The sequence below is a fragment of the Phaeobacter porticola genome (assembly GCF_001888185.1).
Lineage (GTDB): Bacteria > Pseudomonadota > Alphaproteobacteria > Rhodobacterales > Rhodobacteraceae > Phaeobacter > Phaeobacter porticola.
Map to the genome: position 1 here is coordinate 1,757,281 of NZ_CP016364.1, position 21,682 is coordinate 1,778,962.

General features: G+C 58.8%; 19 protein-coding genes. 11 read left to right on the plus strand and 8 right to left on the minus strand.

Annotation, left to right across the window (positions count from 1 at the left end):
- Positions 1-217: 217 nt before the first annotated feature.
- Complete coding sequence (locus PhaeoP97_RS08490) at positions 218-3,637, minus strand: indolepyruvate ferredoxin oxidoreductase family protein (protein WP_072504711.1); 3,420 nt, start codon at positions 3,635-3,637, stop codon at positions 218-220.
- Between the two features lie 169 nt (positions 3,638-3,806).
- On the opposite strand from PhaeoP97_RS08490, the gene PhaeoP97_RS08495 reads away from it, so the two are divergent.
- From PhaeoP97_RS08495 to grxD, 6 genes are all read left to right on the plus strand, one after another.
- Positions 3,807-4,712 (plus strand): LysR family transcriptional regulator, encoded by a 906-nt coding sequence (locus PhaeoP97_RS08495; RefSeq protein WP_027247229.1) that lies wholly within the window; start codon positions 3,807-3,809, stop codon positions 4,710-4,712.
- A 609-nt stretch (positions 4,713-5,321) separates the two neighbouring features.
- Complete coding sequence (locus PhaeoP97_RS08500; protein ID WP_072504712.1) at positions 5,322-5,717, plus strand: CBS domain-containing protein; 396 nt, start codon at positions 5,322-5,324, stop codon at positions 5,715-5,717.
- A gap of 212 nt (positions 5,718-5,929) precedes the next feature.
- Complete coding sequence (gene purL, locus PhaeoP97_RS08505; RefSeq protein WP_072504713.1) at positions 5,930-8,095, plus strand: phosphoribosylformylglycinamidine synthase subunit PurL; 2,166 nt, start codon at positions 5,930-5,932, stop codon at positions 8,093-8,095.
- 116 nt (positions 8,096-8,211) lie between these two features.
- Positions 8,212-8,760, plus strand: a complete 549-nt coding sequence (locus tag PhaeoP97_RS08510) for a hypothetical protein (RefSeq protein WP_237029003.1) — start codon at positions 8,212-8,214, stop codon at positions 8,758-8,760.
- A 66-nt stretch (positions 8,761-8,826) separates the two neighbouring features.
- The gene (locus tag PhaeoP97_RS08515) at positions 8,827-9,063 is read left to right on the plus strand and encodes a BolA/IbaG family iron-sulfur metabolism protein (RefSeq protein WP_072504715.1); all 237 of its coding nucleotides are present in this window, start codon (positions 8,827-8,829) and stop codon (positions 9,061-9,063) included.
- A gap of 144 nt (positions 9,064-9,207) precedes the next feature.
- Positions 9,208-9,570 (plus strand): Grx4 family monothiol glutaredoxin, encoded by a 363-nt coding sequence (gene grxD / locus PhaeoP97_RS08520; protein ID WP_072504716.1) that lies wholly within the window; start codon positions 9,208-9,210, stop codon positions 9,568-9,570.
- A 176-nt stretch (positions 9,571-9,746) separates the two neighbouring features.
- Here grxD and PhaeoP97_RS08525 read toward each other — a convergent pair whose 3' ends face one another.
- A complete protein-coding gene (locus PhaeoP97_RS08525; RefSeq protein WP_072506375.1) occupies positions 9,747-10,145 on the minus strand; it encodes a cell division protein ZapA in 399 nt (132 codons plus the stop codon).
- Positions 10,145-11,164: a coiled-coil domain-containing protein gene (locus PhaeoP97_RS08530; RefSeq protein ID WP_072504717.1), complete on the minus strand. Its 1,020-nt coding sequence runs from the start codon at positions 11,162-11,164 to the stop codon at positions 10,145-10,147. Before PhaeoP97_RS08530 ends, PhaeoP97_RS08525 begins: the two co-directional genes overlap by 1 nt.
- 270 nt (positions 11,165-11,434) lie before the next feature.
- Here PhaeoP97_RS08530 and tkt point away from each other — a divergent pair, with 270 nt between their 5' ends.
- Positions 11,435-13,456 carry a transketolase gene (gene tkt, locus PhaeoP97_RS08535; RefSeq protein WP_072504718.1) on the plus strand — a complete coding sequence of 674 codons (2,022 nt, stop codon included), beginning with the start codon at positions 11,435-11,437 and terminating at the stop codon, positions 13,454-13,456.
- Positions 13,457-13,521: 65 nt separating this feature from the next.
- On the opposite strand, the gene PhaeoP97_RS08540 is transcribed toward tkt, so the two are convergent.
- Together PhaeoP97_RS08540 and PhaeoP97_RS08545 are read right to left on the minus strand one after the other, a co-directional pair.
- Positions 13,522-13,935 (minus strand): hypothetical protein, encoded by a 414-nt coding sequence (locus PhaeoP97_RS08540; RefSeq protein ID WP_157891238.1) that lies wholly within the window; start codon positions 13,933-13,935, stop codon positions 13,522-13,524.
- A 42-nt stretch (positions 13,936-13,977) separates the two neighbouring features.
- A complete protein-coding gene (locus tag PhaeoP97_RS08545) occupies positions 13,978-14,949 on the minus strand; it encodes a DUF808 domain-containing protein (protein WP_072504720.1) in 972 nt (323 codons plus the stop codon).
- Between the two features lie 279 nt (positions 14,950-15,228).
- Here PhaeoP97_RS08545 and gap point away from each other — a divergent pair, with 279 nt between their 5' ends.
- Complete coding sequence (gene gap / locus PhaeoP97_RS08550) at positions 15,229-16,230, plus strand: type I glyceraldehyde-3-phosphate dehydrogenase (protein ID WP_072504721.1); 1,002 nt, start codon at positions 15,229-15,231, stop codon at positions 16,228-16,230.
- Between the two features lie 89 nt (positions 16,231-16,319).
- Positions 16,320-16,463, plus strand: coding sequence for a hypothetical protein (locus PhaeoP97_RS20435; RefSeq protein WP_027247212.1), 144 nt, complete (start codon positions 16,320-16,322; stop codon positions 16,461-16,463).
- A 157-nt stretch (positions 16,464-16,620) separates the two neighbouring features.
- Here PhaeoP97_RS20435 and coaD read toward each other — a convergent pair whose 3' ends face one another.
- The 3 genes from coaD to PhaeoP97_RS08565 form a co-directional block, all read right to left on the minus strand.
- A complete protein-coding gene (gene coaD, locus PhaeoP97_RS08555; protein WP_027247211.1) occupies positions 16,621-17,115 on the minus strand; it encodes a pantetheine-phosphate adenylyltransferase in 495 nt (164 codons plus the stop codon).
- 132 nt (positions 17,116-17,247) lie between these two features.
- A complete protein-coding gene (locus tag PhaeoP97_RS08560) occupies positions 17,248-17,682 on the minus strand; it encodes a CBS domain-containing protein (protein ID WP_072504722.1) in 435 nt (144 codons plus the stop codon).
- Positions 17,683-17,739: 57 nt separating this feature from the next.
- Positions 17,740-18,636, minus strand: a complete 897-nt coding sequence (locus PhaeoP97_RS08565; protein ID WP_072504723.1) for a LysR family transcriptional regulator — start codon at positions 18,634-18,636, stop codon at positions 17,740-17,742.
- Between the two features lie 132 nt (positions 18,637-18,768).
- Here PhaeoP97_RS08565 and PhaeoP97_RS08570 point away from each other — a divergent pair, with 132 nt between their 5' ends.
- The gene (locus PhaeoP97_RS08570) at positions 18,769-20,268 is read left to right on the plus strand and encodes a CoA-acylating methylmalonate-semialdehyde dehydrogenase (RefSeq protein WP_072504724.1); all 1,500 of its coding nucleotides are present in this window, start codon (positions 18,769-18,771) and stop codon (positions 20,266-20,268) included.
- 208 nt (positions 20,269-20,476) lie between these two features.
- Positions 20,477-21,511, plus strand: a complete 1,035-nt coding sequence (locus PhaeoP97_RS08575) for a fatty acid desaturase (protein WP_192849688.1) — start codon at positions 20,477-20,479, stop codon at positions 21,509-21,511.
- The last annotated feature ends 171 nt before the right edge of the window (positions 21,512-21,682 follow it).

The window sequence follows — 21,682 nt, forward strand, 5'->3', positions numbered from 1 at the left end:
ATCTCAGTCGCGGTCTTACGTTGGGGCAGCTTCGCTGCCTGGTCCGGCTATAGAGCCGGTATCCTAGCTTACACAACCGAGGTAACAGCCACACGACAGCCCGCCCGCCATCCTGTGTCTTTTGGGTCTTACGCAATCCGCCAAACAAAAAAACGCCCCGGAAAACCGGAGCGTTCTTTGGTGTTTTATCAGCTGCGCCCTAGGGCAATGCAGTCGTTTACTCTGCGGCGGTCTTTAACTCGGTGCCGCCATGACGCAATGCGGCCAGCAGCTCCTCCCGGCGTTTTGCAGCCTTGGCTTCATTGGCCTGTTTCACCGGACCAAAGCCCCGGATCTCCAGCGGCAATTCCGCCAGCGCAATCAGCGGCGCCATGATCTCAGGCGATGCCTTGGGCAGCCATTCCTTCATGTCGGCCTCATACTGCGCAATCAGCGCCCGCTCCATCTTGCGCTCAGCGGTATAGCCGAACACATCCAGCGGTGTGCCGCGCAGGCCTTTGAACTTCGCCAACAGACGCAAGCCGCGTTCCAGACCAGGGCCGAATTTGCGCTTCTTGGGGCGGCCATTGGGGTCGGTGCCTGTCAGCATCGGCGGCGCGAGGTTGTAGGAAATCTTCAGATCACCCTCAAACTCCGCCTCGGCCTTCTCGCGGCTGGACAGCAACAGGCGCGCAACCTCGTATTCGTCCTTATACGCCAGCAGCTTGTGATAGCCCTTGGTGACCGCTTCCTTCAGCGCCTTGTCGGAAATGCCATCCAGCATCTTGCCATAGCGTTTGGCCAGACGCGGGCCTTGGTAGTCCACCAGCTGCGCACTGCGGAAGGCAATCTGCTCCTCCAGTGATTTTGGCAGCTCCACCACATTGGGCGCGATCAGTTTCTGCACCTCCTGCGGATACAGCACTGCCCAGCGACCGATATCAAAGGCGCGCAAATTGCGTTCAACAGCAGCCCCATTGAGCGTGATCGCCTCCTGAATGGCCTCCAGGCTGATCGGCAACAAACCACGCTGCCAGGCTGCGCCAAAGATCATCATGTTGGAGAAAATCGAATCTCCCATGCTGGCGCGCGCCAGATCGGAGGCATCAAACAGATCCAGCCGATCCCGCAGCCGGGCCTCCAGTGCGACCTGAAGGCGGTCAGTAGGCAGCTGAAAATCAGTGTCGCGGGTGAAATCACCGGTAATGATCTCATGGCTGTTCACCACCGCACCGGTCTTGCCAGTTTTCATCAGACCAATGGTCTTTGCGCCAGCCGACACCACCAGGTCACCACCAATCAGCGCATGCGCTTCGCCAGTGGCGACCCGGATGGCGCTGATGTCTTCGGGTTTGTTGGCGATCCGGCAGTGGATATGCACAGCGCCGCCCTTTTGGGCGAGGCCGGCCATTTCCATCATGCCTGCGCCCTTACCATCAATCTGTGCGGCCTGTGCCAGCACCGCACCGATGGTGACAACGCCGGTGCCACCAACGCCGGTGATTACCACATTATGAGTGCCGTCAATCGCGGGCAGTTCCGGTTTGGGCAGGTCCGGCAGATCCAATGCGGCGGTTGGCTCCTTACGGATCTTGGCACCTTCGATGGTCAGGAAGGACGGGCAGAAGCCTTTGACGCAGCTGAAATCCTTGTTGCAGGAGGACTGGTCAATCGCCCGCTTGCGGCCCAGCTCGGTCTCCTTTGGCACGATAGAGACACAGTTGGACTGAACACCACAATCACCGCAGCCTTCGCAGACGTCCGAGTTAATGAACACGCGCTGATCGGGATCGGGGAACTGGCCCTTCTTGCGACGGCGACGTTTCTCGGCGGCACAGGTCTGGATATAGATGATGGCAGAGACGCCTTCGACCGTTTCCATTTCCTTTTGCACCGCCATCAGCTCGGCCCGCTCATGCATCCGCATACCCGCCGGGAACAGCTTGGCGTCGACGTCTTCTTTCTCATCATAAACCACGGCGATGGTCTTCATTCCCATGGCCGTCAGTTCATGCGCGATCTGATGTGCGGTCAGCCCGCCCTCGGCCTCTTGTCCGCCCGTCATGGCGACGGCGTCATTGTAAAGGATCTTGAAGGTGATGTTGGTCCCCTCGGCCAGCGCCGCCCGGATCGCCTGCACACCGGAGTGGTTGTAGGTACCATCGCCAAGGTTCTGGAACACGTGCTTGCGGGTGGAGAATGGCGCCTCACCGACCCAGTTCACACCTTCGCCGCCCATATGGGTAAAGCCGGTGGTTTCGCGGTCCATCCACTGCACCATGAAGTGACAGCCGATGCCCGCATAGGCGCGGCTGCCGTCGGGCAGCTTGGTCGAGGAATTATGCGGACAGCCCGAACAGAAATACGGCAGACGGGCGGCGATTTCTTCGGCGTTGTCGGCGCGTTTGGCATCATCCAGCGCGGTCAGCCCGGCGCGGATCGCCTCTGTTTCGCGCCCCTCTTCGATTAGGATCTGGCCCAGTTTCTCGGCGATCATGATCGGGTCGAGCGCGTATTTGGTCGGGAACAGCTCTTCGCGGTGCATGGCACCCGCGCCGCCCTTGTACCAGCCATAGACGCGGCGACCCTGACGGTCGTCAAAAATGGCTTCCTTGATCTGGATCTCGATTAGCTTGCGCTTTTCTTCGACCACCACGATCAGGTCCAGCCCTTCGGCCCAGTCGTTGAAGCCCTTCATATCCAGCGGCCAGGTCTGGCCGACCTTATAGGTGGTGATGCCCAGCCGTTCGGCCATGGTCTCGTCGATGTTCAGCAGCGACATAGCATGGACCAGATCCAGCCAGTTTTTGCCCGCGGCCACAAAACCGATCTTGGCACCGGGTTTGCCCCACATGCGCTTGTCCATCTTGTTGGCGTGGCTGAACGCCTCCGCTGCAAAGCGCTTGTAGTCGATGATGCGGTTTTCCTGCCGGAACCGGTCATCATCCAGACGGATGTTCAGCCCGTCGGCAGGCATGTCGAACTCCGGCGTGACCAGCTTCATTCGGTCGGGGTTTCCGTCAACTACGGATGTGACCTCGATCGTGTCTTTCATCGTCTTCAGACCGACCCACAGACCGGAAAATCGGCTCAGCGCAAGACCATAGGCACCGTAGTCCAGGATTTCCTGCACGCCAGCCGGGCTGACGATGGGCAGGTAGCAATCCATCAGCGACCATTCCGACTGGTGCAACACGGTGGAGCTTTCGCCGGTGTGATCATCCCCCATCGCGACCAGAACGCCGCCGTGTTTGGACGAACCGGCCATATTGGCGTGGCGGATCGCATCGCCTGAACGGTCAACGCCCGGTCCCTTGCCATACCACAGGCCAAAGACACCGTCGTATTTGCCCTCGCCCCGGACCTCAGCCTGCTGCGCACCCCATAGGGCGGTCACGGCGAGGTCTTCGTTCAGACCAAACTGAAAGGTAACATCGCTGGCGGTCAGATGTTTTTCCGCCCGTTTCATCTGCATATCAACCGCGCCAAGGGGCGAACCGCGATAGCCTGTCACAAGACCGGCGGTATTCAGCCCCGCGGCCTTATCCCGGTGTTTCTGCATCAGCATCAGACGCACCAGCGCCTGCGTGCCGTTCAGCATTACCTGGGATTTTGTCAGATCAAATTTGTCGTTCAGAGAAATTTTCTGCGTGCTCATCCTGGGCCTCCCCAACCTCGATTAGCTTGCACTTCTTGACACCATATTAGGTCATAATTGCTGACCTGTATACTGTTTTTTGCCGGAATATGTTTCTGGTCGCCCTATCAAATTGAAAGTTTCGATACATTTCATATAGGCTGCAACAGAGGCATCGAAAGTGACGGGTATGGATTGGGATAAGCTTAGAATATTTCACGCGGTGGCGGACGCAGGCAGTCTGACCCACGCAGGCGACAAGCTGAACTTGTCGCAGTCGGCGGTCAGCCGGCAGATTCGCGCATTGGAAGAGAGCCTCAGCTCGACGCTGTTTCACCGCCACGCGCGGGGGCTGATTCTCACCGAACAGGGGGAGTTGCTGTTTGACGCCACCAAATCTATGTCAAAACGGCTTGAGGCCGCCTCCGCCCGCATTCGCGACAGCGAAGAAGAAGTGTTCGGAGAGCTGCGCGTCACCACCACCTTTGGCTTTGGTACCCTGTGGCTGGCGCCGCGCCTGACCAAGCTTTATGAGCAATACCCGGACCTGAAGATTGATCTGATGCTGGAAGAGCGCGTGCTGGACCTGCCCATGCGCGAGGCGGATGTGGCCATCCGTATGAAGGAACCCAGCCAGGCGGATCTGATCCGCAAGCGTCTGATGACCGTGCAGATGAAACTCTATGCCTCACGCGCCTACGTCGAACGCAACGGCGCACCGGAACAGGCGGAGGATATCGTCGATCACCGGCTGATCTGCCAGAACCCTCGCTCCGCTCAGGTCGGCTCGGCTGCCGTTCTGGTGCAGAAACTAATGACCCATAACCCGTCCTCCCTGCTGACAGTGAACAACTACTTTGGTGTGCTACAGGGCGTGATCCATGATCTGGGCATCGGGGTGTTGCCCGACTACGTGACTGAGGACTTTCCCGACCTGGTGCCAGTCCTGCAGGAAGAGGACACCAGCGACGTGCCGGTCTATCTCGCCTACCCGGAAGAATTGCGCCATTCCCGGCGGATTTCCGCATTCCGGGACTTCGTCCAGAATGAGATTATTGCACATCGCAAGCACATGAAAGAACTGGGCAAAATCTGACATTCAGAGAGCCATGCAAAAAATGCATGGCGGCCTTGTCATTTTCCCAGTCTGATTGCTCTTGATCGGGGCGCATCACACCCCTAAATCACATTTCGAAGGCAGCGACATTGTCGTCCTTCATACCTCCCTGTTGGACTTCGGCCGAGCTTAGTGCTCGGCCTTTTTTTTAGCCCACTGCTCTGCGGTGTTTCCGCTTGGATACCAGCGACAGGCGCCGTCATCATTACCCCACCATCTGACGCCATCCTCACCGCGACGCACGATGCAGGTCAACCGGGACGTCCCTCAGTTTCGCCATAGCAGCCCATCAACAACCACAGTGCCGCGATTTTCATCGTAACCGCTCAATATTCACTCAGACATTTGATGCACCCTATTGGCGCGGTAGCAGCACTCATGACCCCGGATCATCGCCACCGGTCATTTTAAAAAATCCTCCGCCACTCGTCAGCAGCACATTATCTATATATATCAGTATATTAACTCCTGAACGCCTGCCAGTCATGGTGCTCCAAATTTCAATGACCGCGAAAATTCAGGAACCATCCTCCCCCAGCTCTCGTTGAGTAGGCAGAACATACATCAATTATTTAAAGGAGAGCCAATATGCTTCGCATGACCTCAATCGCCGCCCTTATCGCCGTCACCGGTGCCGCTAATGCCGACGTTCTGACCGAAAACGCGACCCCGAATGATGCCGGTGAAACCTTCGTTGAAGAGAACATCGAATTCATTGGCGCGCCGGTCGTTGATGTGAATGGCATGTTGCTCGGCAAGGTGGTCGAAGTCAGCACTGCCCCCGGCCCTGACCGCCAAATTCTGGTCGAGTTCCGCGACAATTTCTCCGACAAGCTGAGCGGCATGCGCTTCAACCTTGATGGCATCTGGGAAACCGATGGCGTGCTGCGCATGGGTCAGACCACTGGCGAGCTCAAGACTATGCTGGAAACCTATGCCAGCGAGAACCCTGAAAAGCTGACAGACGGTTCCGTCCTGAACTAAGCGACGTCACTAAAGAGTGATCGCCCCCGCCCCATGCGGGGCCGGGGACCACAGCAGAGCCAGAGCCTTATCGGCTCTGGCTCTCTTTTGCATGTGCAGCACGTTTTGCGCAACGCGGCCCCGCGCTGCTGTCACCTTGCGCTTTTTCCTTCCCCCTTGGCCTTCCTTGCCCTAAAAGGCGCGCAATCGCAGCCATTGGGGACGTTACACGGATGCAAGAACCCGCCATCACGCCTGAACTGATTGCCAACCACGGGTTGAAGCCCGAGGAATACGATCTGATCCTCGAAATCATCGGGCGGGAGCCAACATTCACGGAGCTGGGCATTTTCTCGGCCATGTGGAATGAGCACTGTTCTTACAAATCCTCCAAGAAATGGCTTCGCACCCTGCCGACCGACGGCCCGCAGGTCATCTGTGGTCCCGGCGAAAACGCAGGGATTGTGGATATCGGCGACGGCGATGCCGTTGTTTTCAAAATGGAAAGCCACAACCACCCGTCCTACATCGAGCCTTATCAGGGCGCGGCGACCGGGGTTGGCGGCATTTTGCGGGACGTCTTCACCATGGGCGCGCGGCCCATTGCATCTATGAATGCGCTGTCCTTCGGCGAGCCGTCCCACCACAAGACCCGCCAGCTGGTCAACGGCGTGGTCGAAGGCATTGGCGGCTATGGCAACTGCTTTGGGGTTCCTTGCGTCGGCGGAGAAGTCCGCTTTCACCCGGCGTACAATGGCAACTGCCTTGTGAACGCCTTTGCGGCCGGCCTCGCCAAAACAGACAGCATTTTCTACTCCGCCGCCTCCGGCGTTGGTATGCCTGTGGTCTACCTTGGTGCAAAAACCGGGCGCGATGGCGTTGGTGGGGCCACCATGGCGTCTGCGGAATTCGACGACACCATTGAAGAAAAGCGCCCCACCGTTCAGGTTGGCGACCCCTTCACCGAAAAACGCCTGATGGAAGCCACGCTGGAGCTGATGCAGACCGGCGCCGTGATCTCGATCCAGGACATGGGGGCTGCTGGACTTACGTGTTCTGCCGTGGAAATGGGCGACAAGGGCAAGCTGGGTGTTAAGCTGAACCTTGAAGACGTGCCGCAACGCGAAGAGAACATGACAGCCTATGAGATGATGCTGTCGGAATCTCAGGAACGTATGCTGATGGTACTGAAGCCAGAGCTGGAAGCTGAAGCGCGCGCCGTGTTTGAGAAATGGGACCTCGATTTCGCCATCGTCGGTGAAACCATCGCCGAGGATCGCTTCCTGATCCTGCACAACGGTGAGGTAAAGGCCGATCTGGTTCTGTCGAAACTGGCCTCTACCGCGCCGGAGTACGACCGTCCCTGGGTGCCGACCCCAGCGGCTGAACCGCTGACCGACGCCGACGTGCCCACCATTGATCCGATTGACGGCCTGAAGGCTCTGCTGACCTCGCCGAACTACGCAGGCAAGCAGTGGGTTTATGAACAATACGACACCACCGTGATGGGCGACACCGCCCGCCGCCCTGGCGTGGGCTCCGGCATTGTGCGCGTGCATGGCACCGACAAACAGCTCGCCTTCACCTCGGACGTGACCCCGCGCTATGTCATGGCAAACCCGTTTGAAGGTGGCAAACAGGCAGTCGCCGAAGCCTATCGCAACTTGACAGCTGTGGGTGCCAAACCCTTGGCAACAACCGACAACCTGAATTTTGGCAACCCTGAGAAGCCCGAAATCATGGGCCAGTTCGTCGGCGCCATCAAAGGCATCGGCGAGGCGGTCGCCGCACTGGACATGCCGATCGTGTCCGGCAACGTCTCACTTTATAACGAAACCGATGGCAAGGGCATCCTGCCCACACCAACCATCGGCGCCGTTGGTCTGATCGCGGCCGACGAAGAGGCCATCAGCGGCGAAGTGCGTGACGGCCATATTGCCTTGCTGATTGGCGAAACCGTTGGTCACCTTGGCCAATCTGCTCTGCTGGCCGAGGTGTTTAACCGCGAGGACGGCGACGCCCCGGCGGTGGACCTGGAAGCGGAGAAGCGCAACGGTGAGTTCATTCGCGCCAACCGTGAGCTGATCAAAGCCTGCACCGACTTAAGCGACGGTGGTCTGGCCATGGCAGCCTTTGAACTCGCCGAAGGCGCTGGTGTTGGCGTGCAGATCGACGCCGGCGACACCCCGACTGTGTTTGGCGAGGATCAGGCGCGCTACCTCGTAGCCTGCAACTTCGATCAGGCCGAGGCACTGATGATGGCAGCAGGTCAGGCCGGTGTCACGGTCACCAGCGTCGGCAAATTCGGCGGCGACATGGTGAAGATCGGCGGCTCAGAGGCCCCGCTGGCCGAACTGGCTGAGGTCTTCCGGCGCAGTTTTGCAGAGGCAGTGGCCTGATCCGGCACGCCGCGAACACCATTGCTGCAAGTGATATAGAAACGGGTGGGATGGCGTAGTCATCTCACCCGTTTTGCAACTGGCCACCAAACCGCCCAGACAAGGGATCTGATCCTGTGACGCTCTCTTCCCAGCCCATGCCGACAAACCTGCCACAGCTCAGTGCAGATTGCAGTCGTTGTGCGGCCCTGTGCTGCGTGGCCTACCCCTTTGATGCGTCAGAGGATTTTGCCATCATCAAGGACACAGAAGAACCCTGCCCCAATCTGTCGGTCACATGCTTTGGCTGCACCATTCACGACAATCTGAGCAAACGCGGTTTCGGCGGCTGTGTCGCCTATTCCTGTGCCGGGGCCGGTCAGCGAGTGACACAGGATCTGTTTGACGGCGAGACCTGGCGTGATGACCCCGATCTGATCCCACATATGAGCCACGCCCTGCGGGTGCTACGCCCCATCCACGAGGCGCTGTTGATCCTGCAGGAGGCCGCCGCCATGACACTGCCGGACGAGCTGGGGACGGAACTGGCCCACCTGAGTGAGACCCTCTCCGTGCGCGGTGGCACCTCGATCTGGGATTTTGAGGAACCGGAGGTTCAGGACGCTCTGGCGCAGGTTCCTGAGTTCGTGCCGCGCCTTGCCCCCTATGTGGTGCCACGCGACTAATCCGCCTTGCAGAGGTCCCTGCAGCAACCTACATTTTCCATAAGCTAGAAATAAGGACATCCCCCAATGCCGATGCAAGCCCAAGAAATCGAAGATCTGTTGCGCGAGAGTTTTCCCGATGCGGAAATTCAGGTTGGCGGCCATGATGGTGTGCATATGTCTGCGATGGTCATCGACGAAAGCTTTCGTGGCAAAAACCGTGTCCAGCAACAACGGGCTGTCTACGCCGCGCTGAAGGGTAAAATGGACGGTGCGAACGGTGATCTGCACGCGCTGGCCCTCACCACCAAAGCGCCTGAATAAACCGTTGGAGTGGCTGCTACAGAGTGTTGGAAATCTCGTTTCTCCCGCCGCGGCCCTTTTAATGCTGCCCATTGTGGCATATCTCGCGCTCAACGACTTTCTGCCTGTCCATCCGAGACAGCATGACGAAAAGGACATAGACCAATGACCGACGTAAAAACCCGCATCGACGAAACCGTCAAAGCCAGCGACGTTGTGCTCTTCATGAAGGGCACAAAGGACATGCCGCAATGTGGCTTTTCTTCTCGCGTGGCGGGCGTGCTCAACTATATCGGTGTTGACTACACTGATGTGAACGTGCTGGCAGATGAAGAAATCCGCGCAGGCATCAAGGATTATTCCGACTGGCCGACCATTCCCCAGCTGTATGTAAAGGGCGAATTCGTCGGCGGTTGTGACATCATTACCGAAATGACCCTCTCGGGTGAGCTGGACGGTATGTTTGCCGAAAACGGTGTCACCTTCGACAAGGATGCCGCCGACAAAATCCGCGAAGCCAACGGCTAAACCTGGTCTAGGTCGGCCCCTTACGGCCGCCTATCCGCATCCGATCCGCACCCTCGGCGCTTGCCGGGGGTGTTTTTTTGGGGATTAGATTGGCTCAGATATCATAGAAAACCGCCGCGAAGGGGCTGACCCTTGCGGCGGTTTCAAATATCAGCGCGTCGCGGTTCGGCAGCCTATCAGCCAGCAGCACCCTGCTCTTCCAGCTCCTGTGCCAGCGCTTCGGTGCGGGCGGCCAGTTCTGCAAGGGTTTCGGTGACCAGCGGCGGCACCACCGGCACCTCGATCCGCTCCGGCTCTGGTGCCGGCGCGGCGCGCAGCTCGGCCAGCTCGGCATTGCGCTCGGCCAGTTCGGCTTCAACCTCTTTGATGCGGTCCTCAACAGCCGCCGTTTTATCCGCCAGCATCAGGCCGGCCATCAACAACATCCGCGCTTCGGGCATACGACCGATCTGATCGGACAGCACTTGCGCCTCGTCGTCCAGCATCTTGGCCGCGGAATGCAGATAGCTCTCTTCGCCCTCTTGGCAGGAGACTTCAAAACCGCGACCGCCAATATGAATAGTGACTTCGGGCATCATACATCCTCCCCTTCAGGCATGGGTTGGGCGGTCAGTCCAGGTGATGTCACGGGGGCTATATGTGTTGCGGCTGCGGGCGCTTCAGTTGGCGGCTCGACAAGGGCATGATCTGCCCCGTCGTCTGCACCGGCTTGCGCAAGCAGCGGTTCCAGCTTGGCAAGCACGGCGTTGACCTCTGCCTGGTCACTGGCGCGCGCGGCGCGCAGATCGTCGATCTCGGCCTGTAGACCTGTATTGATAAGCGTCGCATCACCAACACCGGCCGCATTGGCCTCGCGCAGCGCCGCGTTAGAGCTGCGCAGCTGTTCACCACTATGACGCAAGTCCTGCAAAGAAGCATCCAGCTGCACCAATGTTGCATTCTGGTTCGCGAACTCCTCGGCAGTTGGGCCAACCGGCGCCGCATCCGCTGCTGCCATGGCCGACGCCAGCGCCGCATTTGCAGCATTCAGTTGGCCACGCAGCGCCTCCATCTCCGCCTCCATAGCGGCGGTATCAACCGCAGCGCCCAGATCGTCAGGCTGTTCTGCCAGCTCTTCCTGGAGCCGCGCCATCGTAACCTGCGCCTCGTCAAGTTGATCCTGCAAGGCCTCGCGGGCATTGGCCCCCTCATTGCCCTGCACCTCAAGCTCTTGTTTCAGCCGGGCGGCTTCGGCCTTCAGCGCATCTTTCTCGGCGGTATTGCTCAGCTCATTGCGCAGCAATTCCACCTCGGCCTGAAGCGCAGCCACCTGACCGATATCATCCGTTGCCGGTACAGTATTGGCCTCTGCCTCTTCCAGCCGGGCACGCAGCACCTTCAGCCGCTCTTCCAACTGGGCATTGGCAAGCTTTTCCTCTTCCAGCGCGCGCGTCAGGTCACCCTGGGCGGCATCGGTTCTGGACTGTGCTTCTGCCTGTGCCTGTGTCTGGGCCTCTGCCGAGGCCCGCGCGGCGTCCTGCAATGCGGCAGCACCTGCGCCGATGCGGTCCATCGCGGACAGGATCCGACCCTGCAATTCTTCGATCTGCTCCATGCCTGTCCCTCAGCGACCCCATGTTATGTGCCGTATTCTTAGCCATCCTTGGCCGCCTCTGATCGATCCCGGTGTGAACACGTTTGGCGCGAATCACAGGGCCCGACTGGCAGCAAGACCAGCTTAGTTCATGCAGGGATAAATTACCCCCTGTTTGCTTTCAACCACTTGCAGCGTCAACTTCGCGCAGGAAGCCGCGCAAACGCTTGATCTTTGCCATATCACTGCTATTGAGCGCTCAGTCTGCCGAAAACCCAGAGGAAAAATCCAGTGGATCTGACAGCCCTGCGCACTGCAAACCCCGAACATTGGACCAAGGCCGCGGCCATCCGTGCCTTGACCCTTGATGCCGTTGCTGCGGCAAATTCGGGCCATTCAGGCATGCCGATTGGCATGGCCGATGTCGCCACCGTCCTGTTTGAAAAACACATGAAGTTCGATGTGGCCAATCCCCAGTGGCCCGACCGCGACCGGTTCATCCTGTCTGCCGGTCACGGCTCCATGCTGATCTACTCGCTGCTCTATCTCATGGGCGACGCGCAGGTGACGCTGGATCAGGTGAAGAACTTCCGCCAGATGGGCGCGCTGACTGCTGGTCATCCGGAAAACTTCCTGATTGATGCCGTGGAAACCACCACCGGCCCGCTGGGTCAGGGCATTGCCAATGCCGTGGGTTTTGCCATGGCAGAGGAAATGCAGCGCGCACATTATGGCCGCAAGCTGGTCGATCACCACACCTATGTGATCGCAGGCGACGGCTGCCTGATGGAGGGCATCAGCCAGGAGGCCATCGGCCTTGCCGGTCGTCACAGCCTCGGCAAACTGATCGTGTTCTGGGACAACAACAACATCACCATTGACGGCACCGTTGAGCTGTCGGATCGCACCAACCAGGTGCAGCGCTTCAAGGCCTCCGGCTGGCAGGTTATCGAAATCGACGGCCACGACCCCAAGGCCATCGACGAAGCCATTGAAGCTGCGAAGAAATCGAAGAAACCTTCGATGATCGCCTGCAAGACCCACATCGCGCTGGGTCATGCCGCACAGGACACCTCCAAGGGTCACGGCGCATTGACAGATGCGGATCAGATGCGGGACGCCAAGGCCGCCTATGGCTGGACCACCGGCCCGTTTGAGGTGCCCGCAGATGTGAAATCCCAGTGGGAAGCCATCGGCCAGCGCGGCGCAGCCGAGCGCGAAGCCTGGGAAGCCCGCTTTGCCGAAGCCTCCCAGCAGAAGCAGGACCGCTTCAACCGCGCCTATGCACTGGACGCGCCGAAGAAACTCTCCGCCACCGTTAAGGCGCTGAAAAAGCAGGTCTCCGAGACCCAGCCCAAGGTGGCGACCCGGAAATCGTCTGAGATGGCGCTGGAAGTGATCAACCCGATCATGCCGGAAACCGTGGGTGGCTCTGCTGACCTCACCGGTTCCAACAACACCAAGACCGGCGATCTGGGCATCTTTGACACAGATAACCGCAAGGGCCGCTACGTCTACTGGGGCATCCGTGAGCACGGCATGGCCTCGGCGATGAACGGCATGGCGCTGCACGGCGGCATGCGCCCCTATGGCGGCACTTTCTTCTGCTTCACCGACTACGCGCGCCCCGCGATGCGTCTGGCGGCCCTGATGAAGATCCCGACCGTCTTTGTCATGACCCATGACTCTATCGGCGTTGGCGAAGATGGCCCGACCCACCAGCCGGTAGAGCATCTGGCGATCTGTCGCGCGACCCCGAACACCTATGTGTTCCGTCCCGCCGACACCGTGGAAACCGCAGAGGCCTGGGAAATCGCCCTGACCTCCAAGGACACCCCCTCGGTGATGACCCTGACCCGTCAGAATCTGCCCACCGTGCGGACCGAGCATAAGCTCAGCAACCTCACTGCCAAGGGCGGCTATGTTCTGGCCGAAGCTGAGGGCAAGCGTCAGGTCATTCTGATCGCCACCGGTTCTGAGGTCTCCGTCGCGATGGATGCCAAGGCCAAGCTGGAAGCCGACGGCATCGGCACCCGCGTGGTCTCCATGCCCTGCATGGAACTGTTCGCAGAGCAAAACGAAGCCTACCGCCGCAAGGTCCTGCCCGCAGGCCCCGTCCGCGTCGGTATTGAAGCCGCCATGCGCGCCGGCGGCTGGGATCGCCTGCTGATGGGCGAACGTGGCCAGGAGAAGAAAGCCGCGTTTGTCGGCATGGACAGCTTCGGCGCCTCCGCCCCCGCAGGTGAGCTGTTCGAAAAGTTCGGCATCACGGCTGACAACACCGTCGCCAAGGTGAAAGAACTGCTGGGCTGAGGTCCGTAAAATACTAGAAACAGAAAAGGGCTCCTGTCGGAGCCCTTTTTTTCGGTTTGAACCACCTATTGCGCGTTGTCAGTTTCGGCCATTTCCTTCAACGCATCATAGGCTTTCTGTGCATAGTCCAAACGCAGCTCGTAGTTACCGCTGGCGACGATGAATTCTGGAGGTTCTATCCCCGCAGCAAGGAAAGCCTGCGTCATTTGAGTACCGGAAAGCGGGACATAGTCCGAAGACTCGCCGCTGAAATTGTTGAACAACCGGCCTCCGAACCAGCCACTGCGAGCCTGTGCCTGTTTTACGGTATGCAGACGAAAATGGAGGAAACCGTACAACTGTTTCACGTCCATGGGGGCCAGGTCCGCTGCCTTGCTGATTGCCGAGAGCAAAGATGCCGTTCCGTCTGTCGAGATTTCACCTGCTGCGACTTGGTTTGGAGTTGGGCCGGAAAGAATCTTGATAATTGGCTTATTCAAAAGCGAATCCTCAAACTTTTGCAATCATATGACTTATCACTTTCAGTGTCCCGCAGACTTCCCCGAAATCGCCGCAATCACCGGCCCCACAACCTTGGTCGCCAGCGGGATCAGCGCCAGTCCCCAGGCCAGCCCAAACACCCCGTCCATAGCAGCCTTGGCGCTCCACTCAGCAAAGCCCGCCCAAGCGGCAGGCACCGCGTGGCCCACCGCATAGGCCCAGTCGTGGATGTGATGGCCCAGCCAGCCAAAGCCCAGCACCTCCAGCCCGTGAATAATGATAGAACCGCCAACCCAGAGCATCGCGGCGGTGCCGACCACCGACAGGATCCACATCAGCACCGGCATGAATTTCACCAGCCCACGGCCAAGACCGCGCCCGATGGGCGTTGGTGCGTTGCCCGCCAGATACAGCCCCACGTCGTCCATCTTCACAATCACCGCGACTGAGCCGTAGACAGCCAGCGTCACACCAATCGCGACCACCGCCAGTGTTGCCGCCTGCATCCAGACATTCGGCGCCTCAATGGCGGCCAGCGCGATGGTCATAATCTCCGCCGACAGGATGAAATCGGTCTTGATCGCGCCTTTGATCTTTTGTTCCTCCAGATGGCCGGGATCCTTCACCGACATATCCTGTTCGATCTCGTGGCTTGCATGCGGGAACAGCACGTGAAAAATCTTCTCGGCGCCCTCAAAACACAGATAGGATCCGCCCAGCATCAGCAGCGGCGTGATCAGCCAGGGCGCAAAATTGGCCAGCAACATGGCGACCGGCATCAGCAGGATCAGTTTGTTGAACAGCGACCCACGGGTGATGCGCCAGATGATCGGCAATTCGCGCGCAGGGGCAAAGCCTTGCAGATACTTCGGCGTGACCGCCGCATCGTCGATGATCACGCCCGCCGTCTTGGCGCCCGCCTTGCCCGCTGCTGCGGCCACATCATCGACTGAGGTCGCCGCCACCTTTGCAATCGCTGCCACATCATCGAGCAAAGCCAACAATCCGCTCATACCCGGTCCCCTTTTCCATTCGCGCGCATTTTGGCCCACCCTATCCTATCGTCTATCAGGTACAAGCCGTTGAGCCGCCCGTTTGTTCCCGCACTGCATCAAACACCATCACCTTATGCTGCCGCCCCCGGCAGAAACGTTATCGCAATCAGTCAATTCCGTTACCGCAACCAGCCAAGTTTTGCGCTAACAGTCTGGAATAATGCCATTTTTAAGCTTTTGACCCGAGGGAATGGTCGCTATAGCGAGGACAATTCTTGCTCGCTTGGAGATACGCATATGACCATCAAAGTCGGGATCAACGGGTTTGGCCGCATCGGCCGCTGCACCCTGGCACATATCGCAGCCTCTGGTCGGGACGATATCGAAGTGGTCAAGGTCAATGCCACCGGCCCGCTGGAGACCGCAGCGCATCTGTTGAAATACGACTCTGTGCATGGCCGTTTCCCCGGTGAGGTGACCCTGGGTGAAAACACCATGAACCTCGGCCGTGGCGACATGCAGATGTTCTCCACCTATAATATGGACGATTTGGACTGGTCCGGCTGTGACGTCGTGCTGGAATGCACCGGCAAATTCAACGACGGCGAGAAAGCCAAGGCGCATCTGGCGCGCGGTGCCAAGAAGGTGCTGCTGTCTGCCCCTGGCACCAATGTTGACAAGACCATCGTCTTTGGCGTCAACGACGACAAGCTGCGCGCCGACGACCGGATGGTTTCCAACGGCTCCTGCACCACCAACTGTCTGGCCCCGCTCGCCAAGGTGCTGGATGAAACCGTCGGCATCGAAAGCGGGATCATGACCACGATCCACGCCTATACCGGCGATCAGCCGACGCTGGACCGCCGCCACGACGATCTCTACCGTGCCCGCGCTGCTGCCATGGCGATGATCCCAACCACCACCGGTGCGGCCAAGGCGCTGGGTGAAGTGTTGCCAAATCTGAAGGGCCGTCTGGACGGATCCGCCATACGCGTCCCAACGCCGAATGTCTCCGCCGTGGATCTGACCTTCCACGCGAGCAAACAGACCAGCGTTACCGAAATCAATGCCATCATGAGCGAAGCCGCCAAGGGCCATATGTCCCGCGTCATCGGCTATGAGCCTGCGCCGCTGGTGTCGATTGATTTCAACCACACAGAACAAAGCTCGATCTTTGCCCCGGATCAGACCCGCGTAGTGGCAAACAGCCTGGTACGTGTTCTGGCCTGGTATGACAATGAATGGGCCTTCTCCGTGCGGATGGCGGACGTCGCCGTCGCCATGGGCCGGTTGGGATAATTCAGACAGCCCCCAGTACCACCGGCATCGCTTGTAACACACCGCCCGGTCAGGCATATCTGACCGGGCGTATTTTTTGGGCCGGGCCTATGACCAATCGAATTGCGATCATATTAGCGCTGCTGATCATCACAGCAGTCGCCATAGATATCTGGATCTACGGCCAGGTGCATATGGTGTTTCTGGGCAAGCGCCTGTTTGAATTGCTCGACTGGATCGCATTCTGGCGCTGATACCGGTCGCTGCGCTATAACATTAAAGCAGCGGCAGAACCTCGGCGTTGCAGGATCGGTGCTGACACCTGCTATATCGCCCCAAAGAGAAAGCGGCCACTTGGGACCGCTTTCATATATGGACTTCCCTTTTTTGCATTGCGCTGTGGGCAGCCGCTTATTTCGCCAGTTGGCGGCGTAGCTCTGAGGCAACCAGCGGTGTGACGAACTTCGACACATCCCCGTCCAACCGCGCGATTTCCTTGACCAGTTTTGACGCAATCGCCTGATGCCGTGCCTCGGCCATCAAAAACACCGTCTCGACCGAACTGTCGAGGGCACGGTTCATGCCGACCATCTGGAATTCATACTCAAAGTCGGCCACCGCCCGCAGCCCCCGCACGATAATCTGCGCACCAACGTCGCGGGCGCAGTCAATTAGCAGATTCTCAAACGGATGGGCCACAATTTCGGTGCCGGTCTGTTCGCTCAGCTTGGCACATTCGGCCTCGATCATGGCGACGCGTTCTTCTAATGAGAACAACGGCCCCTTGTCACGGTTGATCGCAACGCCGATCACCAGCTTGTCCACCAGCGCGCTGGCTCGGCGGATAATATCTATATGCCCCAATGTGATGGGATCGAATGTGCCGGGATACAAGCCAATGCGCATGGGGCCTCTCCTGCCTGCTGGTTGCGTGCGCGCAGGCAAACATTTTTGTCATCGGGACGCAAGAGCGTGGAAATACCGAGCCGCTCTTGCGCCGTGACGTCAGGGATCTGACCTGTCAGATAACAGACAGGGTCAGTGCCCCATAATCATGCCTGCAAGGGCATCTTTTTCCATCGCGACCTCGGCCAGCTGAGCCTTCACGACATCACCCAGCGACACCAGACCAACCAGCTTGCCATCTTCGATCACAGGCATGTGGCGAAAGCGGCCTGCGGTCATCTGTTGCAGAATGTCCTCGACGTTGGACTGGGTGGTGCAGGTCACCAGTTTGCGGGTCATGTAGTCGCCTGTGGGCTTGCTCAGGCAGCCCGATCCGCTGCGCGCCAGTTCGCGGACGATATCACGCTCGGACAAGATGCCCTCAGCCGTCTCGCCATCGCTAGAGACAACCACGGTGCCGATCTTGTGGTCGCCCAGTAATTTGGCTGCCTCGGAAATCGTCGCCTCGGGAGCAATGGTAACCACTCCAGAGCTTGCCTTGGACTTCAGAATCAATTGGACCAGCATAGGCGCTCCTTTTTTGTTATTTTATTACGTACTACCAAGGGTTGCCCTATCCCGGCATCAAGTCAAGCCTTCGAGCCGGACCACTTCGTCGCGTATGCCTTTTGACAACGCTTGTGCAAAGCGGTTCAGCCGGTCGCTACGCTGATCCCCCTGGTGGCGCACAAGGTAGAAACTGCGCGTCAGGCTGATCTTGTCAGTCAGAACCTTACGTAGGGACCGGTGTGACGGCAGTGTGAAATCATGCGCCACACATAGCGCCGTGCCCTCGGCTGCCAGTTTGATCTGCACCGAGACGGAATTGGAGGCCAGCGCCACCCGCTCGACCCCGAGATTGGCAAGGTAGTCCAGCTCCCGGTCAAAAATCATGTCGGGGATGTAGCCGATCATCTTGTGATGTTTCAGATCGTCTAGTTTTTCGATCGGCGGATGGTCGCGCAGATAGTGACGCGACCCAACGAGATGCAGTTTGTAGTCGGTGATCTTCTGCACCAGCAGCTGCCCGGCGGTGGGCGCGCTGACAGTAACAGCCATATCCGCCTCGCGGCGGCTGAGATTGATCACCCGTGGCAAAGCGACGATCTGAATATCCAGATCCGGGTTCTCGGCGCCAATCTTGGCACAGACCTGCGGCAGCAGATAATTGGCACTGCCATCCGGTGCGCCGATACGGATCTGCCCGGACAGCGTGTCGCTGGGGCCGACCAGCGCCTCCTGCCCCGCGCGCATCGCCTGCTCTGCCGCCTCTGCATGACCCAATAGGCGATCCCCGGCGGCACTCAGCGCATAGCCCTGCGGCGATTTTACAAACAGCGGCGTATCCAGCGCCTCTTCAAAGCGGGAAATCCGCCGCCCCACAGTGGCCGGGTCCATTTTCAGGATCCGCCCGGCCCCTGACAGGCTGCTTTCGCGCGCCACTGCCAGGAACACCCGCATGTCATCCCATTGTGGATCCATGAGCTTTCCCTCCTCCTGCCGTCAACATTCTGTTAACCTTTGCGTTCCTGCAAAGCCTCTTTGAGATCTTTCCTCTTTTCCAGTGTTTTTTGCAAGCCTAGGATGGCGACAACCTGAACAGAGGAGGATCCGATGGAAGATCTCGGCCACTTTATCAACGGCAAACGCGTGTCCGGCACTTCGGGCCGTTTTGACGATGTCTACAACCCGGCAACTGGCGAGGTGCAGTATAAGTGCCCGATGGCCAGCGCTGAGGAAACCACTGATATCATTGAAAAGGCAGCGGCAGCACAACCTGCATGGGGCGCCACCAACCCACAGAAACGCGCCCGCGTGATGATGGCGATGGTTGGCCTGATGAACCGCGATATGGACAAGCTGGCCGAGGCGCTGAGCCGCGAGCATGGCAAGACCATCCCCGATGCCAAAGGTGATTTGCAACGCGGTCTGGAAGTCATCGAATATTGCGTCGGCGCACCGCAGATGCTGAAGGGTGAATTCACCGACAGCGCAGGCCCCGGCATCGATATGTATTCCATGCGCCAGCCACTGGGTGTTGTTGGCTCCATCATGCCGTTCAACTTCCCTGCGATGATGCCACTATGGCACGTTGGCCCGGCCCTGGCCTGCGGCAACGCCGTGGTGCTGAAGCCCTCTGAGCGCGATCCATCTGTGCCGTTGATGCTGGCAGAGCTGTTTGTCGAGGCAGGCCTGCCCGAAGGTGTGTTTCAGGTCGTGAACGGCGATAAGGAAGCCGTGGACACCATTCTGGACAGCGAAATCATCCAGGGCGTCTCCTTCGTCGGCTCCACCCCGATTGCGCATTACATCTACTCCCGCGCGACGGCCAACGGCAAGCGTGCACAGTGTTTCGGTGGCGCGAAAAACCACATGATCATCATGCCCGACGCCGACCTGGACCAGGCGGCTGACGCGCTGGTTGGCGCTGGTTTTGGCGCGGCTGGTGAACGCTGCATGGCGATCTCGGTCGCGGTTCCTGTCGGTGAAGAAACCGCAGACAAGCTGATCGAAAAGCTGATCCCACGTATCGAAAAGCTGAAAGTCGGCCCCTATACGGCTGGCAACGATGTCGACCTCGGCCCGGTTGTCACCGCCGCTGCCAAGGACCGTATTCTGGGCCTCATCCAGTCCGGTGTTGATCAGGGCGCCAAGCTGGTGGTCGACAACCGTGATTTCAAACTTCAGGGGTATGAGGACGGCTTCTTTGTTGGCGCGCATCTGTTTGACCATGTCACCCCCGATATGGACATTTACAAGCAGGAAATATTTGGCCCGGTTCTGTCCACCGTCCGTGCGGACAGCTATGAGGACGCGCTGAAACTGGCGATGGATCACGAATACGGCAACGGCACCGCGATCTTTACCCGCGATGGCGACACGGCCCGTGATTTCGCCAGCCGCGTCAACATCGGCATGGTCGGCATCAACGTGCCAATCCCGGTGCCGCTGGCTTATCACACCTTTGGCGGCTGGAAGAAATCCATGTTCGGCGACCTGAACCAGCATGGTCCCGATAGCTTCAAATTCTACACCCGGACCAAGACCGTGACCTCCCGCTGGCCCTCCGGCATCAAGGAAGGTGGCGAGTTCAACTTCAAGGCGATGGACTGATCAATCAGCCATAGCCGACCATGACAAAGACCCCGGTTTTGCCGGGGTCTTTTTTGTCGCACCTGCCCGTGAAACTGATGTTCCGCCGTCTCAGTCACAAAGTTTCTCTGCAATTGCGCGTGATTTCACGGCTCTGAACCCTGTTTTTACTTGCTCCGCGCGGCTGGTAGTCTATCCGGTCTTGAAGAGGCAGAAAAACGGCAGGCGTATGAGCATTTCCCCAGAACCCAGAGGGCCGCAGGCGGCCGAGAAAACGGCACGTGACTGGGTGAAGGTCCTGGCCAACTACCGTGAGCCGAACGTCCGGCGCAGCGTGTTCGAACTGGCGGTCACCGTTGTTCCGTTTCTGCTGCTCTGGGTCCTGGCCTGGTGGTCGCTTTCGGTCAGCTACTGGCTGACACTGGCGCTCTCATTTCCGATCGCGGCCTTCCTGCTGCGCCTGTTCACCATCCAGCACGATTGTGGACACGGGTCATTCTTCACCAACCGACGTGTCAGCGATTGGGTTGGGCGTGTCATAGGTGTACTTACCCTCACGCCTTATGACGTCTGGCGTCGCACCCATTCTATTCACCACAGCACCCATGGCAATCTGGGCAAGCGTGGTATGGGCGATATTCATACAATGACCGTAGCCGAATACCGCGCTTTGGGACGCTGGGACCGATTGATGTACCGTATCTATCGCCACCCCGTGACGCTGTTTGGCTTTGGTCCGGGCTATCTGTTTTTCCTGCAAAACCGCATTCCCTACGGCCTGATGGGTCAGGCCCGATATTGGATCAGCGCGATGGGCACCAACCTCACCATCCTAGTTGCGGTTGGTACGATCTGGTATTTCGGCGGGCTGATGCCGCTGGTGCTGATTTTTGTGCCTGCAACGCTGCTCGCGGCGACTGCCGGGATGTGGCTGTTCTATGTCCAGCATCAATTTGAGACCACGCAGTGGGAACAGGAAGAAGACTGGCATCTACATGACGCTGCCCTGCATGGCAGCTCGCATTATGTCTTGCCACCGGTTCTGCAATGGATCAGCGCCAATATCGGCATCCACCATGTGCATCATCTCTACAGCCGGATCCCGTTTTATCGGCTGACCGAAGTTCTGCGCGATCACGCAGAACTGGCAGAGGGCAACAAGATGACCATTCGTGAAAGCCTCGCCAATGCCCGGCTGCATCTGTGGGACGAAGACAGCAAACGGCTGTTGTCCTTTGCCCAGGCGCGCCAAGTTCCCGGCTAAGACCCGCCACAAATCTGCTAACAGATCCAAATGCGCGCGAGCGGCGAACTCCCGCCACCTCGCGCGTTTCTGCGTTACACAAGCCTGTGAACCGGCCCGATACCGCCTGTACCCCCCTAGGAAAACCGGCGCGTATGCCTATTTTATTGCGGAGTTTCATAGCAGCCCGTC